Raw genomic sequence first — 26,366 nt, 5'->3', positions numbered from 1 at the left:
CGTCATCCCGCGCACGTCGTCTCGTCGCCGATGAGAGGTCTCGCGGGCATGGGCGAGGGCGCGGTGCTGCGCCCCGCCGCCGAGCGCTCAGACGGTGCCGGCCGGCGGCCAGACGCCGATGATGATGCCCATGACCACGAACGTGACGAGCTCGTGGGCGATGTTCATGACCGTGAGCGAGGTCGGACGGCCCTCGAACTGGTCGTGCGTGATGAAGCGCGCCGCGGTGAAGCCCGCCCACAGGATCACGGCGGTGCCGAGCGCCGCCAGCAGGAACCCGCTGCCGTAGAAGTGCCACGAGATGGCGGTCGCGCCGGCGAGCACCCAGGCCGACACGAAGCTCACGAAGACCGTCACGATGATCGGCATCCACGCCTGCAGCGCCGTCTGGTCGCGGTTCATGTCGACGTTCGCCAGCTTCGCCCAGCGCGTGCCGAACACCTTCGGCGCGTACCAGACCGAACCGACGATCATGGTCGACAGCGTCGCCACCAGCACAGCCCAATAGTTGATCTCGGGAACCATCGTCGCCTCCTCCGTTCGCGGCCGGGCCGCATCGCCGCCGCTGCACGTGAGCGTAGCGCCGCACCCCCGCGCCGTGGCCCCAGCACGCCGATACCGTGGAGGCGTGACTCTTACCGTGAGCGTTCCGACCGAGAAGCTGGCCGGAGACTTGGGCGCGCTGCCCGCCGATGTCGACCTGGTCGTGTGGCCCATGGATGGGCCGGCGCCTCGCCCGCGCTTCGACATCGTCGTGCCGCCCTACATGGAGATGGCGACGGTGCTCGCGCGCCTCGAAGGCGTGCCGACGCGTCTCGTGCAGAGCCAGTCGATCGGCTACGAGGGCGTCGAGGAGGTGCTCCCGCGCGGACTGACATTCGCCAATGCGGCCACCGTGCACGAGACGTCGACGGCCGAGCTCGCGGTGGGACTCGCGATCGCAGCACAGCGTCACCTCGACCGGTTCGCGGTCGACACGGCCGCCGGACGCTGGCAGCCGGTCTTCACGCAGAGCCTCGCCGACCGGCGCGTGCTGCTGCTCGGATACGGCGGCGTCGGCAAGGCAGTCGCCGCGCGGCTGGCACCGTTCGAGGTGCAGCTGACGGCGGTCGCGAGCAGAGCACGTGAAGAGGACGGGATGCCGGTGCACGGCGTCGACGAGCTGCCGAGCCTCCTCGGCGCGGCCGAGATCGTGATCCTCACCCTGCCCGGCGGCGACGCGACGCGGGGCATCGTGGACGATGCCTTCCTCGCGGCTCTGCCCGACGGCGCGCTCGTGGTGAACGTCGGGCGCGGGTCGCTCGTCGACACCGATGCACTCGTCGACCACGTGCGCCGCGGCCGGGTTCGTGCAGCGATCGACGTCGTCGATCCGGAGCCGCTGCCGCCGGGGCATCCGCTCTGGTCGCTTCCCGGCGTGCTCGTCACGCCGCACGTCGGGGGTGCGTCCTCGGCGATGGGCCCGCGCATCGCCCGGCTCGTCCGTTCGCAGATCGATCGGATGCTGGCGGGCGAGGAGCCCCGCAACGTCGTCCTCGGCGGCTAGTTGTACTGACCTCGACCGTTGTTGATTCGGTCGATGGGGGCTTGGCCTCCGATGCCGAGGTGGTGTCTGTCTAGGTTGTAGTGGTCGAGCCAGGTGGGCAAGGCTGCGGCGCGTTCGCTGTTCGAGGTCCAGGGGCGTGCGTAGGCCCACTCGACGGCGAGGGTGCGGTTGAGGCGTTCTACTTTCCCGTTGGTCCAGGGGCAGTGCGGGCGGATGAACTTCTGGGTGATGCCGTGCGCGTGGAGCACGTCGCGGAACGCGGTGGAGTGGCGGTAGGCGAACGCGTTGTCGCTGATGACTCGTTCGATCCTCACGCCGAGGGCGGCGTAGAACGCGACAGCTCGATCCAAGAACCCGGCGGCGGTGGCCCCCTTCTCGTCGTCGTGGATCTCGGCGTAAGCGACCCGGGAGTGGTCATCGATCGCGGTGTGGACGTAGTCGTATCCGACCTTCAGATGCGAGGTCCGGTGAACGGCGACACTCTGGGTCGGATCCGCACGCCACCCACCACCGGCAGGGATCTTGCCGAGCTTCTTCACGTCGACGTGGATCAACGACCCGGGGTGATCATGCTCGTAGCGCACCGCGGTGGCCCGAGTCGCGCGGATGATCCTGCCCGTGACGGGATCCAGCTCGCGCAGCAGCGGCACCCGGTGGCGGTGCAGCACCCGCCCCACGGTTGAGGCGTGCATGCCCAGCCTGCCCGCGATGAACACCGGCCCACGGCGGCTGAGATGCCGCATGATCAACACCCGCGTCTCCACACACACCGTCGTGCGACCCGGATGCGACCGGGCCACGCTGGACCGGTCGATCAGACCCGCCGGTCCTTGCTCCCGGAAGCGGCGCCACCACCGCCACGCCGCCGTGCGGGAGATACCCATCTCCGCAGCCACATGCGCGACCGGGCGCCCAGATTGGATCCGCTGGACCATGATCAACCTGCCGGCAGGAGTCAACCGGGCATTAGCGTGGGACACGAGAGACCTCCGTGGACTCGAGGGAACCTAGACAGCTCCAACTCGACCCCGGAGGTCTCTCCTACGTCAACAACGATCCGGGTCAGTACAGCTAGCGCGCGCTCGCGGGCACGCCGCGAGGGCGTGATTCGAGCGCTTTCGGGCGGCCAGTCAGTCGGTTGTCATGCTCGTCAGCACGAGAACACGACGCTCGTCTGCACCGCAGAAGCGCCCGAACGATCCGAAGTACGAGCTGTCGCTCATCCCATCAGGGAGCGCCTCAAGTCCGACCACCTCGCCCGCGCCTGTGAGCGCGTCGCCGTCGCCGAGCCGTGTGCCGTCCGCGAGCACCACCGCAGCACCGTCCTGCTCGGCGGCCTCGGGCCACACGATCCACGTGCCATGCGCTGGGGCCGCGGAGTCACCGGGTACGGCGAAGAGGAAGCATCCGTTCGGCCCCACCTGCAGGGCGCCCTCGAGCGATTCCGCGTCCGTCGCGATGCCTTCAGCCTCAGCGGCCGGCAGACGAGGGAGCCCGAACCCGCCCTCCGCACTGGACGGAGCAGGCGCGCACCCGTTCAGCGCGGCGAGCCCCGCCAGGGTGAGCATGAGCACGGATACGCGGTGGTGACCGAGCATGACGACTCCTTCGGCGAGCTGGCCACAGCGTAGCGCCTGCGCGCGGCGGGCAAACGGTCGGGGCAATCGGCATCCTGCCGCCCCTGCACGGCGGCGTGAGAGCAAGATCTCCCGGCGCTTCGACCGTCGCTTGACCCGCGCTGACGACTGGAGGTCAGGCGGTGAAGACGGCGTGGACGTCGCCGACGAGGGTGCGGCCGCCGAGGGCCTCGAGCTCCATCAGCACGGCCGTGCCCACCACGGTGCCGCCGAGGCGCTCGACGAGCGCGTGCGCCGCGACCAGGGTGCCGCCGGTGGCGAGCACGTCGTCGACGAGCAGCACGCGCATGCCGTCGCGGATGTCGTCGTGCGCCTCGATCGTCGCGGTCCCGTATTCGAGGGCGTAGTCGACGGATGCCGCGGGCCGGGGCAGCTTGCCCGCCTTGCGGATCGGCACCAGGCCGGCGCCCGCGTCCATCGCCACCGCGCCCGCGAGGAGGAAGCCGCGCGCCTCGACTCCGGCGACGACGTGGAACTCTCCTGCGAACGGTTCGACGAGCGCATGGATCACCGTGCGCAGGGCCGCAGCATCCGCCAGCAACGGCGTGATGTCACGGAAGAGCACCCCCGCTTCGGGATAGTCGGGAATCGTGCGGATGAGCGACTCGGCACGGGACAGGGCTTCGTTCACCGCCTCACGATACCGCTCGGGATGCCGGCCACCTGGCTCGCGGCTATGAATGCGGCCTGTCCGCGCAGGGGATGTAAGCGCTTGCAGTATCCTGTCGGGATGACTTCTTCGCAGACCGCCGAGCGCGCTGACGCGCCGATCGACACCACCGGCAGCGAGTGGTGGCGCACCGCCGTCATCTACCAGATCTACCCGCGCTCGTTCTCCGACAGCTCGGGCGACGGCATCGGCGACCTCCCCGGCATCACCTCGCGCCTCGACGACCTGCGCGACCTCGGCGTCGACGCCATCTGGCTGAGCCCCTTCCAGCGCTCCCCGCAGAAGGACGCCGGATACGACGTCTCCGACTACTGCGACGTCGACCCGCTGTTCGGCACGCTGGGCGACTTCGACGACATGCTCGAAGGGGCGCATGCGCGCGGCATCCGTCTGATCGTCGATCTCGTTCCCAACCACTCCTCCGACCAGCACGAGTGGTTCCAGCAGGCGCTGGCGGCCGCCCCGGGCAGTGCCGAGCGTGCGCGCTACATGTTCCGCGACGGCAAGGGCGTCGAGGGCGAGCTGCCCCCGAACAACTGGGAGTCCGTCTTCGGCGGCCCCGCGTGGACGCGCATCGTCGAGGCGGACGGTAGCCCCGGTCAGTGGTACCTGCACCTCTTCGACTCGTCGCAGCCCGACTTCGACTGGTCGAACGAAGAGGTGCGCGAGGAGTTCCGCCGCATCCTGCGCTTCTGGCTCGACCGCGGCGTCGACGGCTTCCGCGTCGACGTCGCCCACGGCCTGGTCAAGGCCGACGGCCTGCCCGACTACACGCCCGACCCCGCGGCCGGATCGATGGGCGGCGAAGAGGCGAACGTTCCGTACTGGGGCCAGGACGGCGTGCACGAGGTCTACCGCGACTGGCACACGCTGCTCGCCGAGTACGACGGCGACCGCGCGCTGTGCGCGGAGGCCTGGCTGCCCACCCCCGAGCAGACCGCGCTGTGGGTGCGTCCCGACGAGATGCACCAGGCGTTCAACTTCGCCTACCTCGAGACCGCGTGGGCCGCACCGGCTCTCCGCTCGGTGATCGCCGAGTCCATCGCGGCCTACGCCGCGGTCGGCGCCCCCAGCACCTGGGTGCTCTCGAACCACGACGTCGTGCGCCACGCCTCGCGTCTCGCGCTCACCGCCGAGAACCCGCAGGGTCACGGCATCGGCCCGGACTCCCCCGGCAAGCCCGTGCCCGAGGTCGGCCTCCGCCGAGCCCGCGCCGCGACCACCCTCATGCTCGGCCTGCCCGGCTCGGCGTACCTCTACCAGGGCGAGGAGCTCGGCCTGCCCGAGGTCATCGACATCCCGGGCGAGGCCCGCCAGGATCCGACGTGGTTCCGTACCGACGGCGAGCGCTATGGCCGTGACGGGTGCCGCGTGCCGATTCCGTGGACGTCGGATGCCCCGGCCTACGGCTTCAGCCCGACCGGCGACTCCTGGCTGCCGCAGCCTGCGGAGTGGGCCGAGCTCGCCCGCGACGTCCAGGTCGGCGACGCCGACTCGACGCTCTCGCTCTACCGTTCGCTCATCGCCGCCCGCCGCGCACGCGGCCTCGGTGCGGGCACACTCGAGTGGGTCGAAGGCCTGGGAACGGACGTCGTGGCCTTCCGCAACGGAAGCGTGACCGTCGTCGGCAACACCGGTGCCACGCCGGTGCCCATGCCGACCGGTATCGTGATCGCATCGAGCGGACCGGTCCTGGGGAACGAGCTTCCGGCCGACACCACGGTGTGGCTCGCCGACGACTGAGTGCGTCCGGCACCGCGCCGGACGATGAGCGCGGGGGACGCCGTCCCGATCCGCGGGGAGAGGTGACGACGTGGTCAGCATCGACGAGGTGGCCCGGCAGGCCGGCGTCTCGACGGCGACCGTCTCGCGCGCGCTGAGCGGGCGCGGCCACGTCTCGGACTCGACCAAGGCCCGGGTCGAGGCGGCTGCGAAGAGCCTCGGCTACGTCGTCTCAGCGTCGGCCTCGAGCCTCGCCTCAGGGCGGAGGCGCAACATCGGCGTGCTGGTGCCGTTCCTCGACCGCTGGTTCTTCTCGACGGTGCTGAGCGGGATCGCTTCGGCGCTCATGCGCCGGGGCTACGACATCACGCTCTACAGCCTCACCGCGGATCGCGCCGAGCGGCGGGACGTCTTCGACACGTTCCTGCGTCGCCAGCGCGTCGACGGCGTCATCGCGATCTCGATCGAGATCGGCGACGAGGAATCGCAGCAGCTGCTCGCCCTCGACCTCCCCGTCATCGCGATCGGCGGCCCGAACCCGCGGCTGACGACCCTGACGGTCGACGACGTCGCGGTCGCGCGGCTGGCGACGGAGCACCTGCTCGCCCTCGGTCACCGCGAGATCGCCCACATCGGCGCGAGCCCCGAGTTCGACATCGACTTCCACATCCCGACGCACCGCCGACGGGGGTTCGAGCTGGCCCTGGCGGATGCCGGCATCGAGGTCAAGCCGTCGCTCTTCGAGCCGGCCGACTTCACGATCGAGGGCGGATTCCGCGCCGCCAAGCAGCTGCTGGGCAAGCCGGGCGGGAGGCCGACGGCCATCTTCGCCGCCTCGGACGAGATGGCGATCGGCGCCCTGCTCGCCGCGCGCGAGCTCGGATACCGCGTGCCCGAGGACCTGTCCGTCGTCGGCATCGACGGCCACGAGCTCGGCGAGTTCTTCCGCCTCACCACCGTCGACCAGTTCCCGAAGGGGCAGGGCGAGCGCGCGGCCGACGCGATCCTCGCCGAGCTGGAGGCGACGAACGCGGCGCCCCCCGTGCACCAGCCCGGCGAGCTGCCGTACGAGCTGATCGTGCGCGGCTCGACCGCCCGCCTGCCCGGCTGATCCCCCTCGCTCACCCGTCCCCGCGCTCATCCGACCCCGTCGCTCGCCCGTCCCCGCGCTCATCCGACCCCGCGCTCACCTGTCACGAAACGCCACCCGAAGCGGCACATCGTGACAGGCGAGGCACCCTGGCACCCGGGGGGTCCGGTCGACGACCGCCGGATAGGCTCGACCGCATGACGATCGACCTCGAGGCCCTCTACACCGACCTGCACCGGCATCCCGAACTGTCGTTCCAGGAGACGCGGACGGCGGGGGTCATCACGCGGCACCTCACCGACCTCGGCATCGAGTTCGAGGAGGGCATCGGCAAGACCGGTGTCGCGGGCGTCATCCGCAACGGCGACGGCCCGGTCGTGTGGCTGCGCGCCGACATGGACGCCCTGCCCGTTCCCGAGCAGACCGGCCTCGAGTACGCCAGCACCGCGCGCGGCACCGATCCGTCGGGCACCGACGTGCCGGTCATGCACGCGTGCGGCCACGACATGCACGTCTCGGCCATGCTGGGCGCGCTCGAGCGGCTCGTCGCGACGAAGCACGAGTGGAGCGGCACGATCGTCGCCGTCTTCCAGCCCGCCGAGGAGTACGGCGCCGGGTCGCAGGCGATGATCGCCGACGGCGTGCTCGACCGCTTCCCGAAGCCCGACATCGTGCTCGGCCAGCACGTCACCCCGCTCCCCGCCGGCACGATCGGCGTGCGCAGCGGCACCCAGATGGCCGCCTCCGACGGACTCGTCGTGAAGCTGCTCGGCCGCGGTGGGCACGGCTCACGACCGCACTCCACGATCGACCCCGTCGTCATGGCCGCCGCCACCGTGATGCGGCTGCAGACGATCGTCTCGCGCGAGGTCGACCCGCGCGACGTCGCCGTCGTCACGGTCGGCTCCATCCACGCCGGGCTCAAGAACAACATCATCCCGGCCGAGGCGAAGCTCGAACTCAGTCTGCGCTACCCCGACGACGACGCCCGCGCGCGCGTCCTCGAGAAGGTCGAGCGGGTCGTGCGCGCCGAGGCGCAGGCATCCGGAGCCGAGGAGCCGCCCGTGATCACGATCGACCACTCGCTCCCGCCGACGATCAACGACGACGACGCCACCGCGCGCCTGCGGACCGCGTTCGACGCCGCGTTCGGCGAGGGCACCGTGATCGACCCGGGCATGTTCACCGGCAGCGAGGACGTGTCGTGGTTCGCCCGTGAGTCCGGAGCGCCTCTCGTCTTCTGGTTCTGGGGTGGGATCGACCCCGACGCGTATGCCGCCGCCGTCGCCGCCGACTCGGTCGAGCGCGACATCCCCACCAACCACTCGCCGTTCTTCGCACCGGTGCTGCAGCCGACGCTCGACAACGGCGTCGCGAACCTGGTCGTCGCGGCGCGCGAGTTCCTGGAGACGCGCACGGCTGAGTGATCAGCGGATGCCGCGGCGCGGCATCCGCTCTCCGTCACCGCCAGCGGACGGAACGCAGACGCCTCGGCTCGTCGGGGTCGAGCGGCTCGCGCGCGTCGGCGACGTACTGCCCCGACGCGAGACCCGGCAGCCCGCGCGCGTCCGGCGTGGTGAACACGAGGATCAGCGAGCCGAGGGCGAAGAGCCAGCCCACGAAGTCCCACGCTCCGGGCAGCGCGAAGAGGACGAGGAACCCGCCGATCCCGCCCGCGAAGCGGAGGACGCGGGCGAGCCAGACCGGCAGCGGGCCGCCCTGGAATCGCAGCTGCACCGCCAGGTCGCCGACGGTGCGTCCCGTCGCCAGCACGACGGTGAGCCAGACGACGATCGTGACGACGGACGACACGACCGCCGCCGCGCCGCCGCTGCGCACCTCGTCCTGCGCGCCGAGCGCGAAGAGGGCGAGTTGGAAGAGCACGCCGATCGCGAGTGCGACGAGCCATGACCCCACGAGGTCGCACGCCATCGCGAGCAGGCGGCGTGAGCGCGTGACGGCACGCGGCCGGTCGGCGTCGGCCGCGCGGGCCATCCCGCGGTGCGCGCGCGGCACGGCGAGGGAGAGGAGCGAGCCGACGACGGCGCCGAGCGTGTTGGTCAGCACGTCGTCGACGTCGAACACGCGGTAGGCGCACGGGTACAGGCCCCACACCCCGGTCAGCTGGGTGAACTCGATGAAGGCCGAGAGCCCGAGGCCGGTGAGCGCCGCGACCAGGATGCCCCGGCCGCCCAGCACGCGCAGGAAGAAGCCCAGCGGGATGAACAGCAGCACGTTGAGAAGCAGCTGCAGCGCGACCGGATCGGACAGGAGGGTTCCCGGCCGCAGTCCGGCGTCGCCGAGCTCGCCGACGACGGCGAAGAGGTCGACGTTCACGCCGGCACAGGCCAGCTCGCCGGGGTCGGGGAGCGGCAGGAGCGTGTACGTCCAGATCGCCATGAGATACACCAGCGCCGAAGCCCACAGCGCGAAGCGGCCGAGGCCCAGACCTCCGCGGCGGCGGTAGCTGATCGCCACGAACGGCACGAAGAGCACGACGCCCGCGACCACGCCGAGAGCGATCGCGAAGGCACCGAGCATCACCCGATCGTCCACGCCTCCGATCATCCCAGAGCGCGCGCGGCCGCCCCAGATCCCGGGGTGCGCATGGATTCCGTGAGGATGCCCCTCATCCCGATGCGGCGAGCGTAGTGTCGCCAGCCGTGACAAGCGAACCACGAGAGCCGGGCGACGAACCGCGGCTCGCCAAGCGCCTGATCCTGGGCGACCCGCTCACGTCCGAGACCCTGGACGAACAGCTCCTGCCCAAGCGCCGCGCGCTCCCGATCTTCGCCTCGGACGCATTGAGCTCGGTGGCCTACGCCCCGCAGGAGCTGCTGATGATCCTGCTGATCGGCGGCACCGCGTTCCTCGCGTTCTCGCCGTGGGTCGCCGCCGCGGTCGTGGTGCTCCTCATCGTGGTCGTCGCGAGCTACCGGCAGCTCATCAAGGCGTACCCGTCGGGCGGCGGCGACTACGAGGTCGCCCGCAAGAACCTCGGCGAGGTCCCCGGCGTGGTCGTCGCGGCGGCGCTCCTGGTCGACTACGTGCTCACCGTCGCGGTGTCCGTGGCCTCCGGCGTGGACAACATCATCTCCGCGATCCCCGAACTCGACCCGGGACGCATCGAGCTCGCCGTGGGATTCGTCATCCTGATCATCATCGTGAACCTGCGCGGCGTGCGGGAAGCGTCCTTCGCGTTCGCGATCCCCACGTATGTGTTCATCGGGTCCGTGGCGGTCATGATCGTCGTCGGCCTGACCCGCACGCTGATGGGCGATCCGCCGGTCGCGTCGAGCGCGGAGTACGGCGTCCAAGCCGAGCAGCTGACGCAGGCTGCGGTGATCCTCCTCGTCCTGCGCGCGTTCTCGAGCGGGTGCTCCGCGCTCACAGGGGTCGAGGCCGTCTCCAACGGCGTGCCCGCGTTCCGCAAGCCGAAGATCCGCAACGCGCAGATGACGCTGACCCTCATGGGCGGCATCGCGATCCTGCTGTTCTCCGGGCTCACCGCCCTCGCCCTGGTCTCGGGCGTGCACTATGCCGAGAACGCCTGTCATCTGATCGGCTTCGACTGCGCGACCCAGCCGCAGCCCAGCCTCATGGCGCAGGTCGCGGCCGCCACCTTCGGGATGGGCTCGATCCCCTTCTACGTGATCCAGGCCGCGACGGCGTGCGTGCTGCTGCTGGCGGCCAACACCGCGTTCAACGGCTTCCCGCTGCTCGGCGCCGTGCTCGCCCGCGACGGCTTCGCGCCGAAGGCGCTCAACACCCGCGGCGACCGCCTCGTGTACTCGAACGGCATGATCCTCCTGGGCATCGCCGCGATAGCGGTGCTGATCATCTACCGTGCGAATCTCACGACGCTGATCCAGCTCTACATCATCGGCGTGTTCGTGTCGTTCTCGATCGGCCAGATCGGCATGGTGCGCCACTGGAGGCGGGCGCTGCGCGAGCTGACCGGATCGTCGACGGATGCTGCGGCCGCGGCATCCGCTCGCCGTGAACGCCACTCGGCCTATAGCGGACTCGCGATCAACGCACTCGGAGCGGCGATGACGATCTCGGTCCTGCTGATCGTGACGATCACGAAGTTCACCCACGGTGCATGCCTCGTCTTCATCGCGATCCCGGTGCTCTCGGTGCTGATGATCGGGGTGAACCGCTACTACCGAGACGTCGAGCAGGAGATCCGGGTGGACGACACGACCCGGTTCGGCGCCGACGGCGACCTCGCGATCATCCTCGTGAACCGGTTGCAGAAGCCCGTGCTCAAGGCCGTCGACTACGCTCTCGCCGCCGATCACGACAGGACCATCGCGGTGCATGTCGCCGTCAGCGAGGAGGACGCCGCCGAGCTCCAGCGCGAGTGGGTCGAGCGTCGCGTTCCCGTGGAACTCGTGATCATCGAGTCGCCGTACCGCTCGTACGCCACCCCCGTCGCCCGTTTCATCAAGCAGTACCGCGAGAAGTTCGGCTCGTCGGTGGTCACCGTCTACCTGCCGCAGTACATCGTGGGCCACTGGTGGGAGTCGCTGCTGCACAATCGGCGGTCGCGGCGTATCGCCCAGGCGCTCATGCTCGTGCACGGCGTCTCGATCACGCTCGTGCCGTGGCTGCTCGACTCGTCGGAGCTCATCTACGGGCGCCGGTCGCGGCCGCTGCCCGGCGATGAGCGGGCCGGCCGGCCTACGCCGCACCCCGCGGTGCACCCGCACGCGCGCCGCGCGACCCGCCCGGCGGGGCCGCCTGCGTAGTCCGTCGAGCACGCCGAGTCCGCCGGCGTGCAGACCCCGCCGGGGTGAACCTCGACCCCACCCGCGGCGGCGCCGACCCGCGTAGCCTGGAAGGGTGTCATCTTCTGCCGTGCTCGACCTCGCGGCTATCCGCGCCGACTTCCCGCTTCTCTCGGAACGGGTCGGGGGCACACCGCTCGTCTACCTCGACTCAGCGGCGACGAGCCAGAAGCCGCAGGCGGTCATCGACGCTGAGGTCGAGTTCCTGACCCGTACGAACGCGGGCGTCCACCGCGGCGCCCACGCCCTCGCCGCCGAGGCGACCGAGCTGTTCGAGGACGCCCGGGCGACCGTCGCCGCCTTCGTCGGAGCGCCCCCCGAGCAGCTGGTGTGGACCAACGGGGCGACAGCGGGGCTCAACCTCGTGGCCTACTCCCTCGGCAACGCGACCGCCGGCCGCGGCGCCCCCGGCAGCGCTCGCTTCGCCCTGCGCCCTGGCGACGAACTCGTCGTCACCGAGAGCGAGCACCACGCGAACCTCATCCCGTGGCAGGAGCTCGCCGGCCGCACGGGCGCCGTGCTGCGGCACATCCCGGTACACGATGACGGGACGATCGATCTGGATGCCGCGGCATCCGTCATCTCGAACCGGTCGCGCGTCGTCGCGTTCCCCCATGTCTCGAACGTGCTCGGCATCGTCAATCCGGTCGCCGAACTCGTCGCCCTCGCGCAGGCGGTCGGCGCGCTGACCGTGCTCGACGCCTGCCAGTCCGCCCCGCACCTGCCCCTCGACCTGCCGGCGCTCGGCGTCGACCTCGCCGTGTTCTCGGGTCACAAGATGCTCGGCCCGTACGGCATCGGGGGTCTCTACGGCCGCGCCGACGTGCTCGACGACCTGCCGCCTTTCCTGACCGGCGGGTCGATGATCACCACCGTCTCGCTCGACGAGGCCGAGTACCTGCCGCCGCCGCAGCGGTTCGAGGCCGGCACCCAGCCCGTGTCGCAGGCGATCGGACTCGCCGCAGCCGTGCGCTACCTCGACGCCGTCGGCATGCCCGCGGTGCACGCGCACGAGCGCGCGCTCGAGGCGCGCATGGGCGACGGGCTGCGCCAGATTCCCGGCATCCGGCTGCTGGGCGACGCCGAGGGCGTCGAGCGGGTCGGCCTGTGGGCATTCGACGTCGACGGCGTGCACGCGCACGACGTGAGTCAGTTCCTCGACGACCGCGGTGTCGCGGTGCGCGTCGGGCACCACTGCGCGCAGCCGCTGCACCGCCGCTTCGGTCTGACCGCCTCGGTGCGCGCCTCGGCCGCGCTCTACAACACCCCCGATGAGGTCGACCAGCTGCTCGACGCCGTCGCCGGGGTGCGCGGGTTCTTCGGAGCGGGCGCATGAGCGGGCTCGAGTCGCTCTACCAGGAGCTCATCCTCGACCACTCCCGGCGCAAGGTCGGGTTCGGCCTCGCCGACGAGGAGGGTCGCAGCGCGACCTCCCATCAGCACAACCCTCTGTGCGGCGACGACCTCACCGTGCGCGTGCGGCTCAGCGACGACGGCGAGACCATCCGCGACGTGACGTGGGAGGGAGCCGGCTGCTCGATCTCGCAGGCGTCGGCGTCGATGCTGGTGGAGTTGGCGGAAGGGATGCCGCGGGCCGAGGCATCCGCTCTCATCGACGGATTCCGCGAGGCGCTGCGCTCGCGGGGCACCATCGAGCTCGACGAGGACGTCTACCTCGACGCCGCGGCGCTCTCGGGCGTCTCGAAGTACGTCGCGCGGGTCAAGTGCGCGATGCTCGCGTGGGTCGCCCTCGAGGACGACCTGGCTCGCGCCTAGACCTCGGGCAGCGGGTCGTGCCCGCTGGTGCCGGGTGCGGGAGGTCCGACGGGGTTGCTGGTGTTCGCAGCGCCTGCGGCGCCGGCCGCGCCCGCCTGCCACCTTGTGTGCGCCTTGAGCGCATGGAGCACCGCGAGCCGCACGACGACGTACAGCGCGAGAGCGATCACCGCCAGCACGAGAAGGTAGAAGATGATCACGAAGTGCCAGCCGGTGAGTCCCTGCATCATGGCTCCACGCTAGGGCTGCCGACGCGCGCCCGCGTACGTTGTCCACAGCAGCGATCGACACGCCCTTCCGCATGGAAACCGTGAGGACCGGCGGGATGCGGGCGCACACGGGTGTTGGATCGAGACGTGGGCGAGATCGATGACCGCACGGGCGCGCGCGAGCGCATCGTCGTCGCGCTGAGCGGCGGACCCGAGGGCGAGACGCTGATCCGTCGCGCCGCGCGCATGGCCGAGCGCGCCGGAGACGCTGAGCTGCATGCCCTCCATGTCGCGACCGAGAGCGCCGGCCGGCCGGCCGAGCCCACGGAGCTCGCGGCGCAGCGGCCGCTGGTGGAGTCGCTCGGCGGCACCTACCACCAGGTCATCGGCGGCGACATCGCCCGCGCGGTGGTCGAGTTCGCGCGCTCGCACCACGCGACCCAGCTGGTGCTCGGCGTCAGTCGACGCGGCCGGCTCGCCGCCGCGCTCTCCGGACCGGGTGTCGCCGCGACCGTCGTGCGGGAGCAGGGGGACCTCGACGTGCAGCTCGTCGCGCACGCGCGCGCGGGCGATCGGTTCAGCCTCCCGCGCGTGACCGGCGGAGCCCTGAGCCGCGAGCGCGTCGTGCTGGGCTTCGCCGTCGCGCTGGTGTTCGGCCCGCTGCTCACCTGGCTGCTCTACAGCGCGCGCACGCCCGAGTCGATCACGTCGGACGTGCTGGCGTTCCAGCTGCTCGTCGTGATCGTCGCGCTCGTCGGCGGCATCTGGCCGGCACTGTTCGCCGCCGTGCTGTCAGGGCTCACGCTCGACTTCCTCTTCGTCGCGCCGCTGTTCACCGTCGCCGTCTCCGACCCGCTTCACCTGTGGGCGCTCCTGCTCTACGTGCTGATCGCGCTGCTCGTGAGCTACATCGTCGACCAGGCGGCCCGACGCGCTCGCATCGCGCAGCGCGCGACGGCCGAAGCCGAACTGCTGGCGACCGTGGCAGGCAACGTGCTGCGCGGCGAGAGCGCCGTGCCCGCCCTCGTCGGCCGCACGCGCGAGGCGTTCGGCCTCGCCGGGGTACGGCTCGTCGACAGCGACGGCACACTGCTCGCCACCGACGGCGAGCCCGTGCGCGACGGCCGATTCGAGTCGGTGCCCGTTGGCAGGCGCAACGGCGAGCCCCGAGCCGTGCTCGAGCTCCACGGTCGCGCTCCGGATGCCTCGGAGCGCCGGCTGCTCGACGTCGTCGTCGCCCAGCTCGGTGCCGCGCTGGAACGCGCCGAGCTCACGCAGGCGGCGCGCGCGGCGGAATCGCTGGCGGTCGCCGACCAGGTGCGCAGCGCGCTGCTGTCGGCGGTCAGCCATGACGTGCGACGACCGCTCGCCGCCGCCATCGCCGGCGTCGGCGGCCTGCGTGCCGCGGGGCCCACTCTGTCCGACGCCGACCGATCGGAGCTCCTCACCACCGCGGACGAGAGTCTCGCGACGCTGTCGACGCTCGTGACCGACCTGCTCGATGTCGGCCGCGTGCAGGCGGGCGTGCTCGCGGTGTCGCTGCGACCGGTCGACGCCGCCGAGGCGATTCTCGCCGCGCTCGAGGAGCTCGACCTCGGACCCGACGCCGTCGGCCTCGCCCTCGACGGCGAGCTGCCGGCGATCGCGGCCGACCCGGTGCTGCTGCAGCGCGTGCTCGTGAACGTTCTGGCCAACGCCGAGCGTCACGCGCCCGAGGGCACGCGCGTCGAGATCGGCACGAGGGTGAACGGGAAGATGGCAGAGGTGCGCATCGCCGACCACGGCGCAGGCGTCGCACCGGAGCGGCGCAACGAGATGTTCGCGCCGTTCCAGCGTCTCGGGGACACCGACAACACCGCGGGCCTCGGACTCGGCCTGGCACTGTCGAAGGGCTTCACCGACGGCATGGGCGGTACGCTCACGCCCGAGGACACGCCCGGAGGAGGGCTGACGATGGTGATCGCGCTGCCTGTCGCGGGGAGCGCGTCGTGAAGGTGCTCGTCGCCGACGACGACCCGCAGCTCGTCCGCGCGCTGCGCATCACGCTGTCGGCGCACGGCTACGACGTCATCGCCGCCCCCGACGGCGCCGCAGCCATCGCCCTCGCCGCGAAGGAGCGGCCCGACATCGTGATGGTCGACCTCGGGATGCCGCGCCTCGACGGCATGCAGGTCATCGAGGCGCTGCGGGGCTGGACCACCGCCCCGATCATCGTGGTGTCGGGACGCACCGGCTCGGCCGACAAGGTGGACGCCCTGGATGCCGGAGCCGACGACTTCGTGACGAAGCCGTTCCAGATCGATGAGCTGCTCGCACGCCTGCGCGCCCTGTCGCGCCGGGCTCCGGCATCCGACGACCAGCCCGTCGTGTCGTTCGGCGATGTGCGGGTCGACCTGTCGGCACGCTCCGTCACGCGTGACGGCGTGCTCGTGCACCTCACACCGACCGAGTGGCAGATCCTCGAGGTCCTGGTGCGGCACCCGGGCGCGCTGGTGACGCGGCAGGCGCTCCTGAAGGAGATCTGGGGCACCGAGCAGGTGACGGACACCGGCTACCTCCGGCTGTACCTGTCGCAGCTGCGCAAGAAGCTCGAAGCGGATCCGTCCCGGCCGGCGCACCTCCTGACCGAGTCGGGCATGGGCTACCGGCTCGTGATCGATCCCGCCTGATCCGTCCGCTCGACGGGGGGTCGGATCAGCCCAGGCCGGCGCGCTCGTCCTCGGCGATCATCTCTCCGGCAACGGGCTTGCGCGAGAGGCCCACCGAGCCGCCCGAGGCGCCCAGCGCCGAGGACACCGCGACGGACTCGTCGACGTCGGGGTACTGCGGGCGCAGCTGCACTGCATGCTGACGCTTCTGCTCGCGCTTCGCCTTGCGGGCGGAGTAGGCCAGGTTGAGCCCCTCGACGAAGATCGCGAACGCCATCGGGCCGTAGATGAATGCCTTGTCGATCTTGATCTCGAAACCTTCGGCGACGAGGAACACGCCGATGAGGAGGAGGAACGACAGCGCCAGCATCTTCACGGTGGGGTGCTTGTTCACGAACGCGAAGATGAAGCGGGAGGCGAACAGCATGATGCCGAACGACAGCACCACGACCGTGATGATCACCACCAGACTCTCCGTCATGCCGACCGCGGTGATGACGGAGTCGAGCGAGAAGACGAGGTCGAGGAGCAGGATCTGGATGAGCACAGATCCGAACGTGATGGTCTTGCGGCCCACCCCGCCGTGCTCCTCCTCGGCGCCCTCGAGCTTGTGATGGATCTCGGTGACGGCCTTGTAGACCAGGAACAGGCCACCCGCGATGAGGATGAGATCCTTCCACGAGAAGCCCATCTCGCCGATGAAGAAGACGTCCTCCTTGAGCGTGATGATCCAGCCCGCGAAGAGCACGAGGACCACCCGCATGACCATCGCGAGCGTCAGGCCGAGGTTGCGGGCCTTCGCCTGCTGCTCCTTCGGCAGCTTGGACGCGAGGATCGAGATGAAGATGACGTTGTCGACACCCAGGACCACCTCGAGCACGAAGAGCGTGAGGAAGACGGCGATCAGGTCAGGGGTGAATTCGAGGGAGAAGTCCACGAGCCCATCGTAGGCGGCGCCCGGCACAGTTCCGGCAGCGCGCGGCCTCGGTCCGATGAGCGCCCGATGAGGACCCGCCCCCAATGGCCTGGGAGTCCCCTCCTATACCGGTCGGGCCATATGCACGTGCGTAGGGTGGGCCTAAGCGATCGGCATCCGCCTGTGGCTCCGCGTCGACCAAGAGGTCGGCATCCGACCCAGAGCAGGTGCAATCATCGCCATCCTCACTCCCGTCGCCCCCGAAGGTCGTCTCGGCGCTGTGCGCCAGACGTACGCCGGGGCCGAGACGTTCCCGCCCGTGGCCCGTGCCTACACCGAGGTGTCGCAGGTCGTGCGTGAAACCGGACTGCTGCGCCGAGCCGAATGGTTCTACGCCATCGTGGGCACCGCGCTCGTGCTGGCATTCGGCGGGGCCATCACCGGCTTCATCCTGCTGGGCGACACCTGGTACCAGCTCCTGATCGCCGGGGCCCTCGGCATCATCTTCACGCAGGTGGCGTTCCTGGCGCACGAGGCCGCGCACCGGCAGATCCTCGCGTCGGGCCCGGCGAACGACCGGCTCGGCCGCTTCCTCGCAGCCGGCGTGGTCGGCATCAGCCTGTCGTGGTGGAACAACAAGCACAATCGCCATCACGCCAACCCGAACCGCGTGGGCAAGGACCCCGACATCGAGGTCGACACCATCAGGTTCCTCGAGGAGGATGCCGCGAAGGTGGGGCGTCTGGGTGCCTTGATCACCCGCAAGCAGGGGTGGCTGTTCTTCCCCCTCCTCACGCTCGAAGGCGCGAACCTTCACGCACTGGGCCTCAAGCACCTGTTCTCGCGCGGCGAGGTCAAGGGCCGCTGGATCGAGCTCGGCCTCATCGCGCTGCGCTTCTCGCTGTACCTCACTCCCATCTTCCTGTTCCTGCCCATCGGCATGGCGTTCGCGTTCCTCGGCGTGCAGCTGGCCGTCTTCGGCGTCTACATGGGCGCCTCGTTCGCGCCGAACCACAAGGGCATGCCGATCATCGCCCCCGACGCCAAGCTCGACTTCTTCTCGAAGCAGGTGCGCACGTCGCGCAACATTCGCGGCGGCTGGTGGGCCACGGCGCTCATGGGCGGTCTGAACTACCAGGTCGAGCACCATCTCTTCCCGAGCATGGCCCGGCCGTACCTCTCCAAGGCGCGCGAGATCGTGATCGAGCAGTGCCGCACGCGCGGTGTGCCCTACACCGAGACCAGCCTCATCGAGTCGTACGCCATCGTCATCGCGTATCTCAACCGCGTCGGTCTCGCCGCCCGCGACCCGTTCGACTGCCCGATGGTGAACCGCTTCCGACCGGCCTGACGCCCCGCTCACCGGAGAACGGGGGACGGATGCCGCGGCAGCCGTCCCCCGTTCTGTTCGTCGTGAGCGCGGGTCAGACCGCCGCCAGGACTCCTTCGAGGCGGGCGTAGCTGGCCTCCATGCCCTCGGTCATCCCGGTGCCGAGGACGATGTCGCGCGTCTCCTTGTCGGGGTACTCGATGAGCAGCGTGATGAGAGTCGCGCCGTCCTCCTCGTCGAGGTTGAGGTCGTTGAGCGTCGACGGGTAGTCGGTGCCCGTCATGTGCTCGGTGGTGACCGCGCGGCGCGGCGCCTCCGAGAGCACCGTCTCGCCGTCGAAGCCGAAGGGCTCGCCCTCGGTGCCCTCGATGGGCGCCCACTGGTAGCGGTACTTCCCGCCGACGGCCGGATCGACTTCGCACACCGTCATCCGCCAGCCGTCGGGACCGAGCATCCACTTCTCGAGCAGCTCCGGCTCCTGGTGGGCGCGCCACACCAGGTCGATGGGTCCCTCGATCAGGCGCGTGATGCGCACGTGAGTGTCGTCGAGGATCTCGGTCTGCGTGCCCTTGCCCGCCGCGTAGGCGCGCAGCCCTTCGAGCACCCGGTCGAGCTGGTTGATGGCCATCGTCGAGCCTTCCACGGCGCCGAAGTCGACGACCTGCTGCAGCGCGTCGGCCGACGCGAAGTGCGAGACGTTGACCATGCGGGAGCCGGTCGCGGTCGGCTCGAAGGTGAAGACGACCCGCATGACCGGCATGCCTTCGAGCGGCGCGCCGTCTTCGTTGGCGAAGTTGTCGAGCACGGTGAAGCCGCGCGGCGCATCGATCTCGAGGAACTCCCATGAGCCGTACGACTTCTCGCCCTGCGGGCTGGTCATGTAGTAGACCGCGCGCCCGCCGACCGAGAACTCGAACGTGGGGAAGCGCGCCGGCCAGCCCGGGGGGCCCCAGAAGCGCTCGAGCTGCTGCGGCTCGGTGAAGGCGGCCCACAGCCGCTCGGCGGGCGCGTCGAAGTCGGCCGTGAGCGTCATGGTGAGCGCTTCGGGATCGGTGGTGACATCGGTGACGGGCATCTCATGCTCCTTGCGTGGGATCGGTGGTGTCGGTGCCGGGCCGGCCGGGACGGTCGGTATTCCCCTGTGCGGGCTCGGCGAGGAGCGCATCGAGCCGGTCGATGCGCGAGCGCCAGAGCTCCTCGTAACGTGCGAGGAGTGCGCGGGCGCGGGCGATCATGACCGGGTCCGCCCGGACGAGACGCTCGCGCCCTTCGGCGCGCTTGATGATGAGACCAGCCGCCTCGAGCACCGCGACGTGCTTCTGCACCGCCGCGAACGACATGTCGTACTCGCCGGCGAGCGCCGAGACCGAGTGCTCGTCCTGGATCGCTCGCCGAAGGATGTCGCGCCGCGTCGCTGCGGCGAGCGCGTGGAACACGCGGTCGATCTGTTCATCGCTGAGTCCTGAATCTACAACCATTTGGTTGTACGTTACGCCGGGTCGCGGCATCCGTCAACCCTTTTCGGGTCCGGTCGTCGGTCAATCCCGCGAGAGTCGCCCGAGTTCTCCGGCCTGCGCGTCCAGCAGGACGAGTTCGCTGCCGTCGAAGCCGGCGAGCCGGGCGCCGGAAACCCAATCCGGCACGTTGGCGCCCTCGCAGCCGATCGCGGTCATGTTGGCGACCGTCGCCGCGAACCGGCCTTCGTCGCCGAGCAGCCAGCCGCCTTCCGCCCCGTTGCACCCGTCCGAAGCTCGGTATCCGTTCGGGGTGTCGAACTCGACGAAGGGGGTCCGCTCGTCTGTTGTCTCATACTCGACCGGGATCCATCGCCCGGCCAGTTCCTCGCGGGTCACCGGCGTGAGCGAGCCGGGCAATCCTGCGGGTGGCCGGAAGTGGGCTCGCGTGGTCGCGTCCACAAGCGGAGGTCGCGTGTACAGCTCATCCGCGGTGGGAATCGGCGTCGGCGCCCCGTCGATGGTCAGCGCAGCCGTGAGACCGCCTTCGGCATCGCGGAACAGCCAGCCGTCCGCCGACGGCTCGAAGCCGACCGTCGCTGCAAGCCATGGCGCGTCGGGCATCACCCCGCCGTTGGCGCACTCACCGCTCGCGCCCGAGATCGACGTCGTCAGCGCACCCGGGAAGGCAGCCCAGTGCCAGAAGACCATGCCGCAGTCGCGCCACAGCTGCATGTCCATGGCGTCGATCCGCAGCCACGTGTCGGCGTCTTCGCCTTCGGCGCCGGTGACTCGCCACAGGCCGATCAGGTCGAGAGGGGCCGCGGAAGGAGACGCGGTCGGCGAGCCGGCCCCCATCGGCGCTCCCTGACCGACGCCCTGGGCTGCACAACCGGTCAGCACGAGCGCGAGAGCCGCCATGCCCGCCGCGATGATCCGCATGGGCGTCACACTAGCCGCCTGCTCAGCGTTCCGGGCGGGGCGGCATCGAGGCCGTCGCGGTGGGGTCGAGCCAGGGGATCCTCGCCGAGACCGAGGGAGACGCCTTATGTTTCGGGCGAAACCCCCTGCCCGGGGAGTGGGAGGGAGCGGATGCCGCGGCCGAACTAGACTGGACCGGTCCGGCATCCCCGATTCCTGGAGCTCAGCCGCGTGACCACCCCCTCTCCGACGTCCGCAACCGCACGCCCGGTTGCCGACACCGTCGAAAACGCCGCCGCCACGCCGGAGAAGGAGCAGCCCTACGCGGCGCTCGGACTCAAGCCCGACGAGTACGAGAGGATCCGCGAGATCCTCGGCCGTCGCCCCACGTCGGGCGAGCTGGCGATGTACTCCGTCATGTGGTCGGAGCACTGCTCGTACAAGTCGTCGAAGATCTACCTCCGCAAGTTCGGCGAGAAGGTCTCCGACGAGATGAAGACCCGCCTGATGGTCGGCATGGGCCAGAACGCCGGCGTCGTCGACATCGGCGAGGGCTGGGCCGTCACGTTCAAGGTCGAGTCGCACAACCACCCCAGCTACATCGAGCCGTTCCAGGGCGCCGCGACCGGTGTCGGCGGCATCGTCCGCGACATCATCTCGATGGGGGCGCGTCCGGTCGCCGTCATGGACCAGCTGCGCTTCGGCGCCATCGACCACCCCGACACGGCGCGCGTCGTCCACGGCGTCACGAGCGGAATCTCGTTCTACGGCAACTGCCTGGGCCTGCCGAACATCGGCGGCGAGACCGTGTTCGACGCCGTCTACCAGGGCAACCCGCTGGTCAACGCCCTCGCGGTCGGCGTGCTGCGCCATGAAGACCTCAAGCTCGCCAACGCCACCGGCGCCGGCAACAAGGTCGTGCTGTTCGGCGCCCGCACCGGCGGCGACGGCATCGGCGGAGCATCCATCCTCGCCTCCGACACCTTCGCCGACGGCGGCCCGACCAAGCGCCCCGCCGTGCAGGTCGGCGACCCGTTCGCCGAGAAGGTGCTCATCGAGTGCTGCCTCGAGCTCTACCGCGACGAGCTCGTCGAGGCCATCCAGGACCTCGGCGCCGCCGGCATCTCGTGCGCGACGTCGGAGCTCGCCGCGAACGGCGGCTCGGGCATGCGCGTCGACCTCGAGAACGTCCTGCTGCGCGACCCCACGCTCACGCCCGAGGAGATCCTCATGAGCGAGAGCCAGGAGCGCATGATGGCGATCGTGGCTCCGGAGAAGCTCGACGCGTTCCTCGCGGTCGTGGACAAGTGGGATGTCGAGACCAGCGTGCTCGGCGAGGTGACCGGCGACGGCCGGCTGCAGATCTTCTGGCACGGCGAGGAGATCGTGAACGTCGACCCCTCGACCGTCGCGGTCGACGGCCCGGTGTACGAGCGCCCCGTCGCCTACCCGACGTGGATCGACGCGCTGCGCGACGACTCCGCCTCGGCCCTCACCCGAGACGTCGACCCCGACACGCTGCGCCGCCAGTTCGTCCAGCTCGTCGCGAGCCCCAACCTCGCCGACACCTCGTGGATCACGAACCAGTACGACTACTACGTCATGGGCAACACGGCACTGTCGTTCCCCGACGACGCGGGCATGATCCGCGTCGACGAGCACTCGGGCCTCGGCTTCGCGATCGCCACCGACTGCAACGGCCGCTACTGCCAGCTCGACCCGTACCAGGGCGCGAAGCTCGCCCTCGCCGAGGCGTACCGCAACGTCGCCGTCACCGGGGCCGTTCCCACCGCCGTCACCGACTGCCTCAACTTCGGCTCGCCCGAGAACCCCGAGGTGATGTGGCAGTTCTCGCAGACCGTCGACGGGCTGTCCGACGCCTGCCTCGAGCTGGGCGTGCCCGTCACCGGCGGCAACGTCTCGTTCTACAACCAGACTGGTGACCAGCCGATCTTCCCGACGCCCGTGGTGGGCGTGCTCGGCATCATCGACGACGTCGCCCGCCGCATCCCGTCGGGCTGGCAGGACGCGGGCGAGAACATCTACCTCCTCGGCGTGACGGCCACCGAGCTCTCGGGCTCGCAGTGGGCCGGCACGATCCACGGCCACCTCGGCGGACGCCCGCCGGCGGTCGACCTCGCACAGGAGAAGAAGCTCGCCGAGCTCATCCACGCCGCATCGCAGCAGTCGCTCGTCTCGAGCGCGCACGACCTGTCGTCGGGCGGACTCGCGCAGGCTCTCGCCGAGGCGGTCATGCGCTTCGGCGTCGGTGCGCGCGTGTGGCTGAACGAGATCCAGGATCGTGATGGAGTGGATGCTGCGACCGCGCTGTTCTCGGAGTCGACGGGTCGCGTCATCGTGTCGGTCCCGCGTGAGGACGACGTGAAGTTCCGCGGACTGTGCGAGGGCCGGGGCTACCCGGTGCTGCGCATCGGCGTGACCGACGTCGCGGCAGACGGCGACATGCCCTCGCTCGAAGTCCAGGGCCTGTTCACGGTGCCCCTCGATGAGCTGCGCGACGCGTCGACCTCGACGCTGCCCGACGCGTTCGGCCCGATCATCACCGAGCGCACCGCCTAAGATCGAACCCATGGCGGCGGACGACGAAGAGTACAGCGGTTTCAACGACACCCGTCAGAAGCGGGTCAAGGTCATCGCGTGGGTGACGATCGTCGCCCTCATCCTCGTCGGCGGCGGCGCCACGGTCTTCGCGCTGCTGTTCGGCTGAGCGTTCCCCGCGACCCCGGTCCGGCGCGCCACGCCACGGCTACCATGGCAGAGTGGAGCCTCTCATCCTGCTCTTGCAGGGCTGGTGGTGGGCCGCTCCGGCCGCCGCAGGCGTCGGAGCCGCTTCCTACATGGGCCTGACGACGGGTCGCCGCCGAGCGCGACGACTCGAACTCGATGCCGCCCGCCACGAGGAATCGCAGGCCTACCGCGCTCTCGTGGCGGCGCGGGCTCAGGTGCGCGTCGCGCAGGCCGACGTGCTCGCCGCCCGCTCGCGCACCACCGGGATGGTGCCCCTCGAAGCCAAGCGCGCGCTCCAGGCGGCCCGCAACGCCGAGAAGTCGGCCGCGTACGCGCTGCGCGCGAGCCGCGCCCGCGTGAAGGCCTCGTACACCCAGTACCGGGCAGCCTCGACTGCCGAGCCGCTGCCGATCGAGCGGCTCCACACGGCCCAGGACGCCGTGAACGCCCGGTGGCTCTCGTACGAGACCGACGTCGACAAGGCGCTGGCCTATCCGCAGCTGACCGACTCGCGGCATCCCGCCACCGTCGCCTTCCTCCACGCGCAGCGCGAGGCCCAGTGGCTGCGGCCGACGGCCGGACGCCGCATCGCCCCGGAGGAGTACGTGCGGTACCGCGATGCCGTCGCCGCGATGGACGCCGCCCTCACCGAGGCCGAGCGGCAGGCTGGAGTGCCCGGCACGAGCCCCGCTCCGCAGGGCGGCGTGGCCGGCGTGCTCGGCTCGGTCGCCGACATGATCGACGCCGCCATCCCCGTCATCGAAGGGCTGCGGTCGGCCGTGGTGCTGCCGCGCCGGTTCACGCCGAAGCCGCCGGACTCCGCGCCGCGCTGACCACGACCTGCCCGCCGGCCAGGCTGTGCGCCTGCCCAGAGCGCGCGACCGGGTCGGCCACGCCCGTTACCATGACAGGGTGGAGCCGTTCTTCGACTTCCTGGGCCAGTACTGGTGGCTCATCTTCCCGCTCTTCGGTGTGATGAGCGCCGTCGGCGGCGCCTGGGAACGAGGCGCGCGCCGGCGGCACAAGCGCCGGCTCGAGGTGCTGCACGCCAAGGCCGAGCTGAAGGCGGCTGCACGCGGCCAGGCGGTGGCCGCGGCATCCCTCCCGCCCGTCACCGCACCGACTGCGACCACGGTCGGCGGCCCGCAGACGTCGCGCGAGACGCAGGCCACGCAGCTGGAGCGCCTCTTCGCGACCCACGACTCGGTCACCCACCGCTGGCTCGAGTACGAGCTCGACGTCGCGAAGATCATCGCGTTCCCGGCGATGAGCGACGGACGCCAGCCGCTCACGGCGGCGTTCCTGCGCGCGAAGCGCATCGCCGACGGGCTGCGGCCGGCGTCGTCCAAGGCGCGGCTGACGAAGGAGCAGCTGGCCGAGTACCGCAACGCCGTCGCCGATTTCGAGGTGGCGTTCGACGTCGCCGAGCGCGACGCGCGCCGCCTCAAGGACTCCAGCTTCACCGAGGTCGAGCGCAAACGCCTCGACACCGCCAAACAGCTGCTGACCGTCGCCATCGACCAGGCCGCGACACCCGCCGAGAGGCAGCTCGCCTACCGTCGCGTGCGGCAGGAGCTCGACGGCCTCATCTCGCTCTCCGACGGTGCGATCGAGGTGCTCGAGTCGAAGGTCTCGCTCGAGCTTCCTTCGCCCGCGCAGGCTGAGAAGGGGACGGATGCCGCGCCCGCGCGTCCCTCGACGACCCCGCCTCCGGCGGCCACAACGCCGACACCGAGCACGCCCGGCCCCCAGGCCGACGCGGCCCCGCAGCCGGCGCCGTGGCCCATCCCGGCCCGGTCGGCCGGCGATCCCGCGCCGCCGGGCCGCGTGATCCACCCGAAGACCCACCCCTGACAGGACGGGCGCGACAGAGCCCCGCTCCGCCGCGCCCGCCCGCCGTATTTCCGGGTGTCAGGACGTGAGACCGTCCACCCACTCCTGGTTGTCCGCGATCCACGTCTCGACCAGGGGCGCGTAGTCGCCGCTCGAGTCGCCGTTGAACAGCACGTCCTCGAGCGAGTACAGCAGCTCGCTGGGCATCTGGAAGTCCGCGATCCAGTCGTTCACCTCGGGGAACTCGTCGGCGAACGTCGCCGACGACACCGAGTGGATGCTCTCCGCGTCGCCGAGCAGACCCTGCGGGTCTTCGAGGTCCTTCAGCGGGAAGGCGTTGTACGCCCAGTGCGGCCGCCACAGGGTGACCACGATGTTCTCCCCGCCGTCCGTCGCCGACTTCAGCTCGGAGAGCATCGCGGGCGTGGACGACTCCACGAGCGTCATGTCCTCCAGGCCGTAGCCGGGCACGACCTCGTCGCCCGTGATGCGCATCAGGCCGGAGCCCGGCTCGATCCCGACGATCTGGCCGCCGAACTCGTCGGCGTTGGCGGCGAGCTCCTCGAGCGAGTCGATCGGGGCGTCCTCGTTCACGGCGATCGTCAGCGAGGCCTCGTCGTTCCATGCCCCGAGGTCGACGATGTCGTCGCCGTACTGCTCGAGGTAGTCGGCGTGCGTGGTGGGCAGCCACGTGTCGAGCACGAGGTCGAAGTCGCCCTTGGCCAGACCGGCATAGATCGGAGCGACGTCGGCGTAGGTCAGGTTGACGTCGTACCCCTGCGCCTCGAGGACGCTCTCCCACAGGTGCGACGCGGCGATGCCCTCGTCCCAGCCGTTGAACACAGCGATCTCGATCGGGCGGTCGGCCGGACCGTCGCCGGCCTCCCCGGCGCCTCCTGCGCAGCCGGTGAGTGCGATGGCGGCCGCGCCGACGAGCGCGACTCCCGCGAGCACGTGCTTTCTCTTGGTCATCATCGTGACTTCCTCTCCATCCGCGCTGCTGTCGCACGGATCGGTCTTGGTCAGGCGCGCGAAGGTCGCGCACCTCCGGCGGGCGATGCTCCCGCCTGGTC

24 protein-coding genes and 1 pseudogene are annotated in these 26,366 nt (G+C 70.6%); 14 read left to right on the top strand and 11 right to left on the bottom strand.

The features are described from left to right. Positions 1-87 precede the first annotated feature (87 nt). Positions 88-525, bottom strand: a complete 438-nt coding sequence (locus tag H9622_RS05855) for a DUF1761 domain-containing protein (RefSeq protein WP_191765107.1) — start codon at positions 523-525, stop codon at positions 88-90. 103 nt (positions 526-628) lie between these two features. Between H9622_RS05855 and H9622_RS05850 the strand changes: the two genes are divergently transcribed. Continuing rightward, the gene (locus H9622_RS05850) at positions 629-1,546 is read left to right on the top strand and encodes a 2-hydroxyacid dehydrogenase (RefSeq protein WP_318247042.1); all 918 of its coding nucleotides are present in this window, start codon (positions 629-631) and stop codon (positions 1,544-1,546) included. On the opposite strand, the gene H9622_RS05845 is transcribed toward H9622_RS05850, so the two are convergent. The 3 genes from H9622_RS05845 to H9622_RS05835 form a co-directional block, all read right to left on the bottom strand. Beyond that, on the bottom strand, positions 1,543-2,526 hold the full coding sequence (locus H9622_RS05845) for an IS481 family transposase (RefSeq protein ID WP_191765105.1): 984 nt from the start codon (positions 2,524-2,526) through the stop codon (positions 1,543-1,545). The genes H9622_RS05850 and H9622_RS05845 overlap by 4 nt on opposite strands. A 150-nt stretch (positions 2,527-2,676) precedes the next feature. Next, positions 2,677-3,144, bottom strand: coding sequence for a hypothetical protein (locus H9622_RS05840; protein WP_191765103.1), 468 nt, complete (start codon positions 3,142-3,144; stop codon positions 2,677-2,679). 154 nt (positions 3,145-3,298) lie between these two features. Then, a complete protein-coding gene (locus H9622_RS05835) occupies positions 3,299-3,814 on the bottom strand; it encodes an adenine phosphoribosyltransferase (RefSeq protein ID WP_191765101.1) in 516 nt (171 codons plus the stop codon). A gap of 99 nt (positions 3,815-3,913) precedes the next feature. On the opposite strand from H9622_RS05835, the gene H9622_RS05830 reads away from it, so the two are divergent. From H9622_RS05830 to H9622_RS05820, 3 genes are all read left to right on the top strand, one after another. Next, a complete protein-coding gene (locus H9622_RS05830; RefSeq protein ID WP_191765099.1) occupies positions 3,914-5,596 on the top strand; it encodes a glycoside hydrolase family 13 protein in 1,683 nt (560 codons plus the stop codon). Between the two features lie 70 nt (positions 5,597-5,666). Further along, on the top strand, positions 5,667-6,686 hold the full coding sequence (locus tag H9622_RS05825; protein ID WP_191765097.1) for a LacI family DNA-binding transcriptional regulator: 1,020 nt from the start codon (positions 5,667-5,669) through the stop codon (positions 6,684-6,686). A gap of 176 nt (positions 6,687-6,862) precedes the next feature. Continuing rightward, complete coding sequence (locus H9622_RS05820) at positions 6,863-8,092, top strand: amidohydrolase (RefSeq protein ID WP_191765095.1); 1,230 nt, start codon at positions 6,863-6,865, stop codon at positions 8,090-8,092. 34 nt (positions 8,093-8,126) lie between these two features. On the opposite strand, the gene H9622_RS05815 is transcribed toward H9622_RS05820, so the two are convergent. Then, entirely contained in the window at positions 8,127-9,221 is a 1,095-nt protein-coding gene (locus tag H9622_RS05815) for a VanZ family protein (RefSeq protein WP_318247041.1), read from the bottom strand. Between the two features lie 107 nt (positions 9,222-9,328). Between H9622_RS05815 and H9622_RS05810 the strand changes: the two genes are divergently transcribed. From H9622_RS05810 to sufU, 3 genes are all read left to right on the top strand, one after another. After that, complete coding sequence (locus H9622_RS05810; RefSeq protein WP_318247040.1) at positions 9,329-11,419, top strand: APC family permease; 2,091 nt, start codon at positions 9,329-9,331, stop codon at positions 11,417-11,419. Positions 11,420-11,513: 94 nt separating this feature from the next. Continuing rightward, positions 11,514-12,794 (top strand): SufS family cysteine desulfurase, encoded by a 1,281-nt coding sequence (locus H9622_RS05805; RefSeq protein WP_191765089.1) that lies wholly within the window; start codon positions 11,514-11,516, stop codon positions 12,792-12,794. Beyond that, a complete protein-coding gene (gene sufU / locus H9622_RS05800; protein WP_191765087.1) occupies positions 12,791-13,234 on the top strand; it encodes a Fe-S cluster assembly sulfur transfer protein SufU in 444 nt (147 codons plus the stop codon). Before H9622_RS05805 ends, sufU begins: the two co-directional genes overlap by 4 nt. On the opposite strand, the gene H9622_RS05795 is transcribed toward sufU, so the two are convergent. Continuing rightward, entirely contained in the window at positions 13,231-13,464 is a 234-nt protein-coding gene (locus H9622_RS05795) for a hypothetical protein (protein ID WP_191765085.1), read from the bottom strand. The two genes, sufU and H9622_RS05795, sit on opposite strands and share 4 nt — an antisense overlap. 153 nt (positions 13,465-13,617) lie before the next feature. Between H9622_RS05795 and H9622_RS05790 the strand changes: the two are divergent. Both H9622_RS05790 and H9622_RS05785 read left to right on the top strand, forming a co-directional pair. Next, positions 13,618-15,435: pseudogene (locus H9622_RS05790) on the top strand (DUF4118 domain-containing protein); the annotation flags it as partial. After that, a complete protein-coding gene (locus H9622_RS05785; protein ID WP_191765083.1) occupies positions 15,432-16,112 on the top strand; it encodes a response regulator in 681 nt (226 codons plus the stop codon). The pseudogene H9622_RS05790 and the gene H9622_RS05785, both read left to right, overlap by 4 nt. A gap of 25 nt (positions 16,113-16,137) precedes the next feature. Here H9622_RS05785 and H9622_RS05780 read toward each other — a convergent pair whose 3' ends face one another. Next, positions 16,138-17,028, bottom strand: coding sequence for a TerC family protein (locus H9622_RS05780; protein WP_191765081.1), 891 nt, complete (start codon positions 17,026-17,028; stop codon positions 16,138-16,140). Positions 17,029-17,218: 190 nt separating this feature from the next. Here H9622_RS05780 and H9622_RS05775 point away from each other — a divergent pair, with 190 nt between their 5' ends. After that, complete coding sequence (locus H9622_RS05775) at positions 17,219-18,358, top strand: fatty acid desaturase family protein (RefSeq protein WP_191765646.1); 1,140 nt, start codon at positions 17,219-17,221, stop codon at positions 18,356-18,358. A 73-nt stretch (positions 18,359-18,431) separates the two neighbouring features. Here H9622_RS05775 and H9622_RS05770 read toward each other — a convergent pair whose 3' ends face one another. From H9622_RS05770 to H9622_RS05760, 3 genes are read right to left on the bottom strand one after another with little or no spacing between them, the layout of a single operon-like run. Beyond that, positions 18,432-19,412, bottom strand: coding sequence for an SRPBCC family protein (locus tag H9622_RS05770; protein WP_191765079.1), 981 nt, complete (start codon positions 19,410-19,412; stop codon positions 18,432-18,434). Position 19,413: 1 nt separating this feature from the next. Continuing rightward, on the bottom strand, positions 19,414-19,815 hold the full coding sequence (locus tag H9622_RS05765; protein WP_191765077.1) for an ArsR/SmtB family transcription factor: 402 nt from the start codon (positions 19,813-19,815) through the stop codon (positions 19,414-19,416). 60 nt (positions 19,816-19,875) lie between these two features. Then, entirely contained in the window at positions 19,876-20,733 is an 858-nt protein-coding gene (locus tag H9622_RS05760; protein ID WP_191765075.1) for a hypothetical protein, read from the bottom strand. A 210-nt stretch (positions 20,734-20,943) separates the two neighbouring features. Between H9622_RS05760 and purL the strand changes: the two genes are divergently transcribed. The 4 genes from purL to H9622_RS05740 all read left to right on the top strand — a co-directional run bounded on the left by purL (position 20,944) and on the right by H9622_RS05740 (position 25,314). Continuing rightward, positions 20,944-23,292, top strand: coding sequence for a phosphoribosylformylglycinamidine synthase subunit PurL (purL, locus tag H9622_RS05755; protein ID WP_191765073.1), 2,349 nt, complete (start codon positions 20,944-20,946; stop codon positions 23,290-23,292). Between the two features lie 10 nt (positions 23,293-23,302). Continuing rightward, positions 23,303-23,440 carry a hypothetical protein gene (locus tag H9622_RS05750; RefSeq protein ID WP_191765071.1) on the top strand — a complete coding sequence of 46 codons (138 nt, stop codon included), beginning with the start codon at positions 23,303-23,305 and terminating at the stop codon, positions 23,438-23,440. A gap of 52 nt (positions 23,441-23,492) precedes the next feature. After that, a complete protein-coding gene (locus H9622_RS05745; protein WP_191765068.1) occupies positions 23,493-24,293 on the top strand; it encodes a hypothetical protein in 801 nt (266 codons plus the stop codon). A gap of 79 nt (positions 24,294-24,372) precedes the next feature. Beyond that, positions 24,373-25,314, top strand: a complete 942-nt coding sequence (locus H9622_RS05740) for a hypothetical protein (RefSeq protein WP_191765066.1) — start codon at positions 24,373-24,375, stop codon at positions 25,312-25,314. Positions 25,315-25,371: 57 nt separating this feature from the next. On the opposite strand, the gene H9622_RS05735 is transcribed toward H9622_RS05740, so the two are convergent. After that, positions 25,372-26,268, bottom strand: a complete 897-nt coding sequence (locus tag H9622_RS05735) for a glycine betaine ABC transporter substrate-binding protein (RefSeq protein WP_225221559.1) — start codon at positions 26,266-26,268, stop codon at positions 25,372-25,374. Positions 26,269-26,366 lie beyond the last annotated feature (98 nt).

It is taken from the genome of Microbacterium gallinarum (genome assembly GCF_014837165.1).
GTDB lineage: Bacteria > Actinomycetota > Actinomycetes > Actinomycetales > Microbacteriaceae > Microbacterium > Microbacterium gallinarum.
The sequence above is the reverse complement of the archived record's forward strand: the minus strand, read 5'-3'. Positions and strand labels throughout refer to the sequence as shown.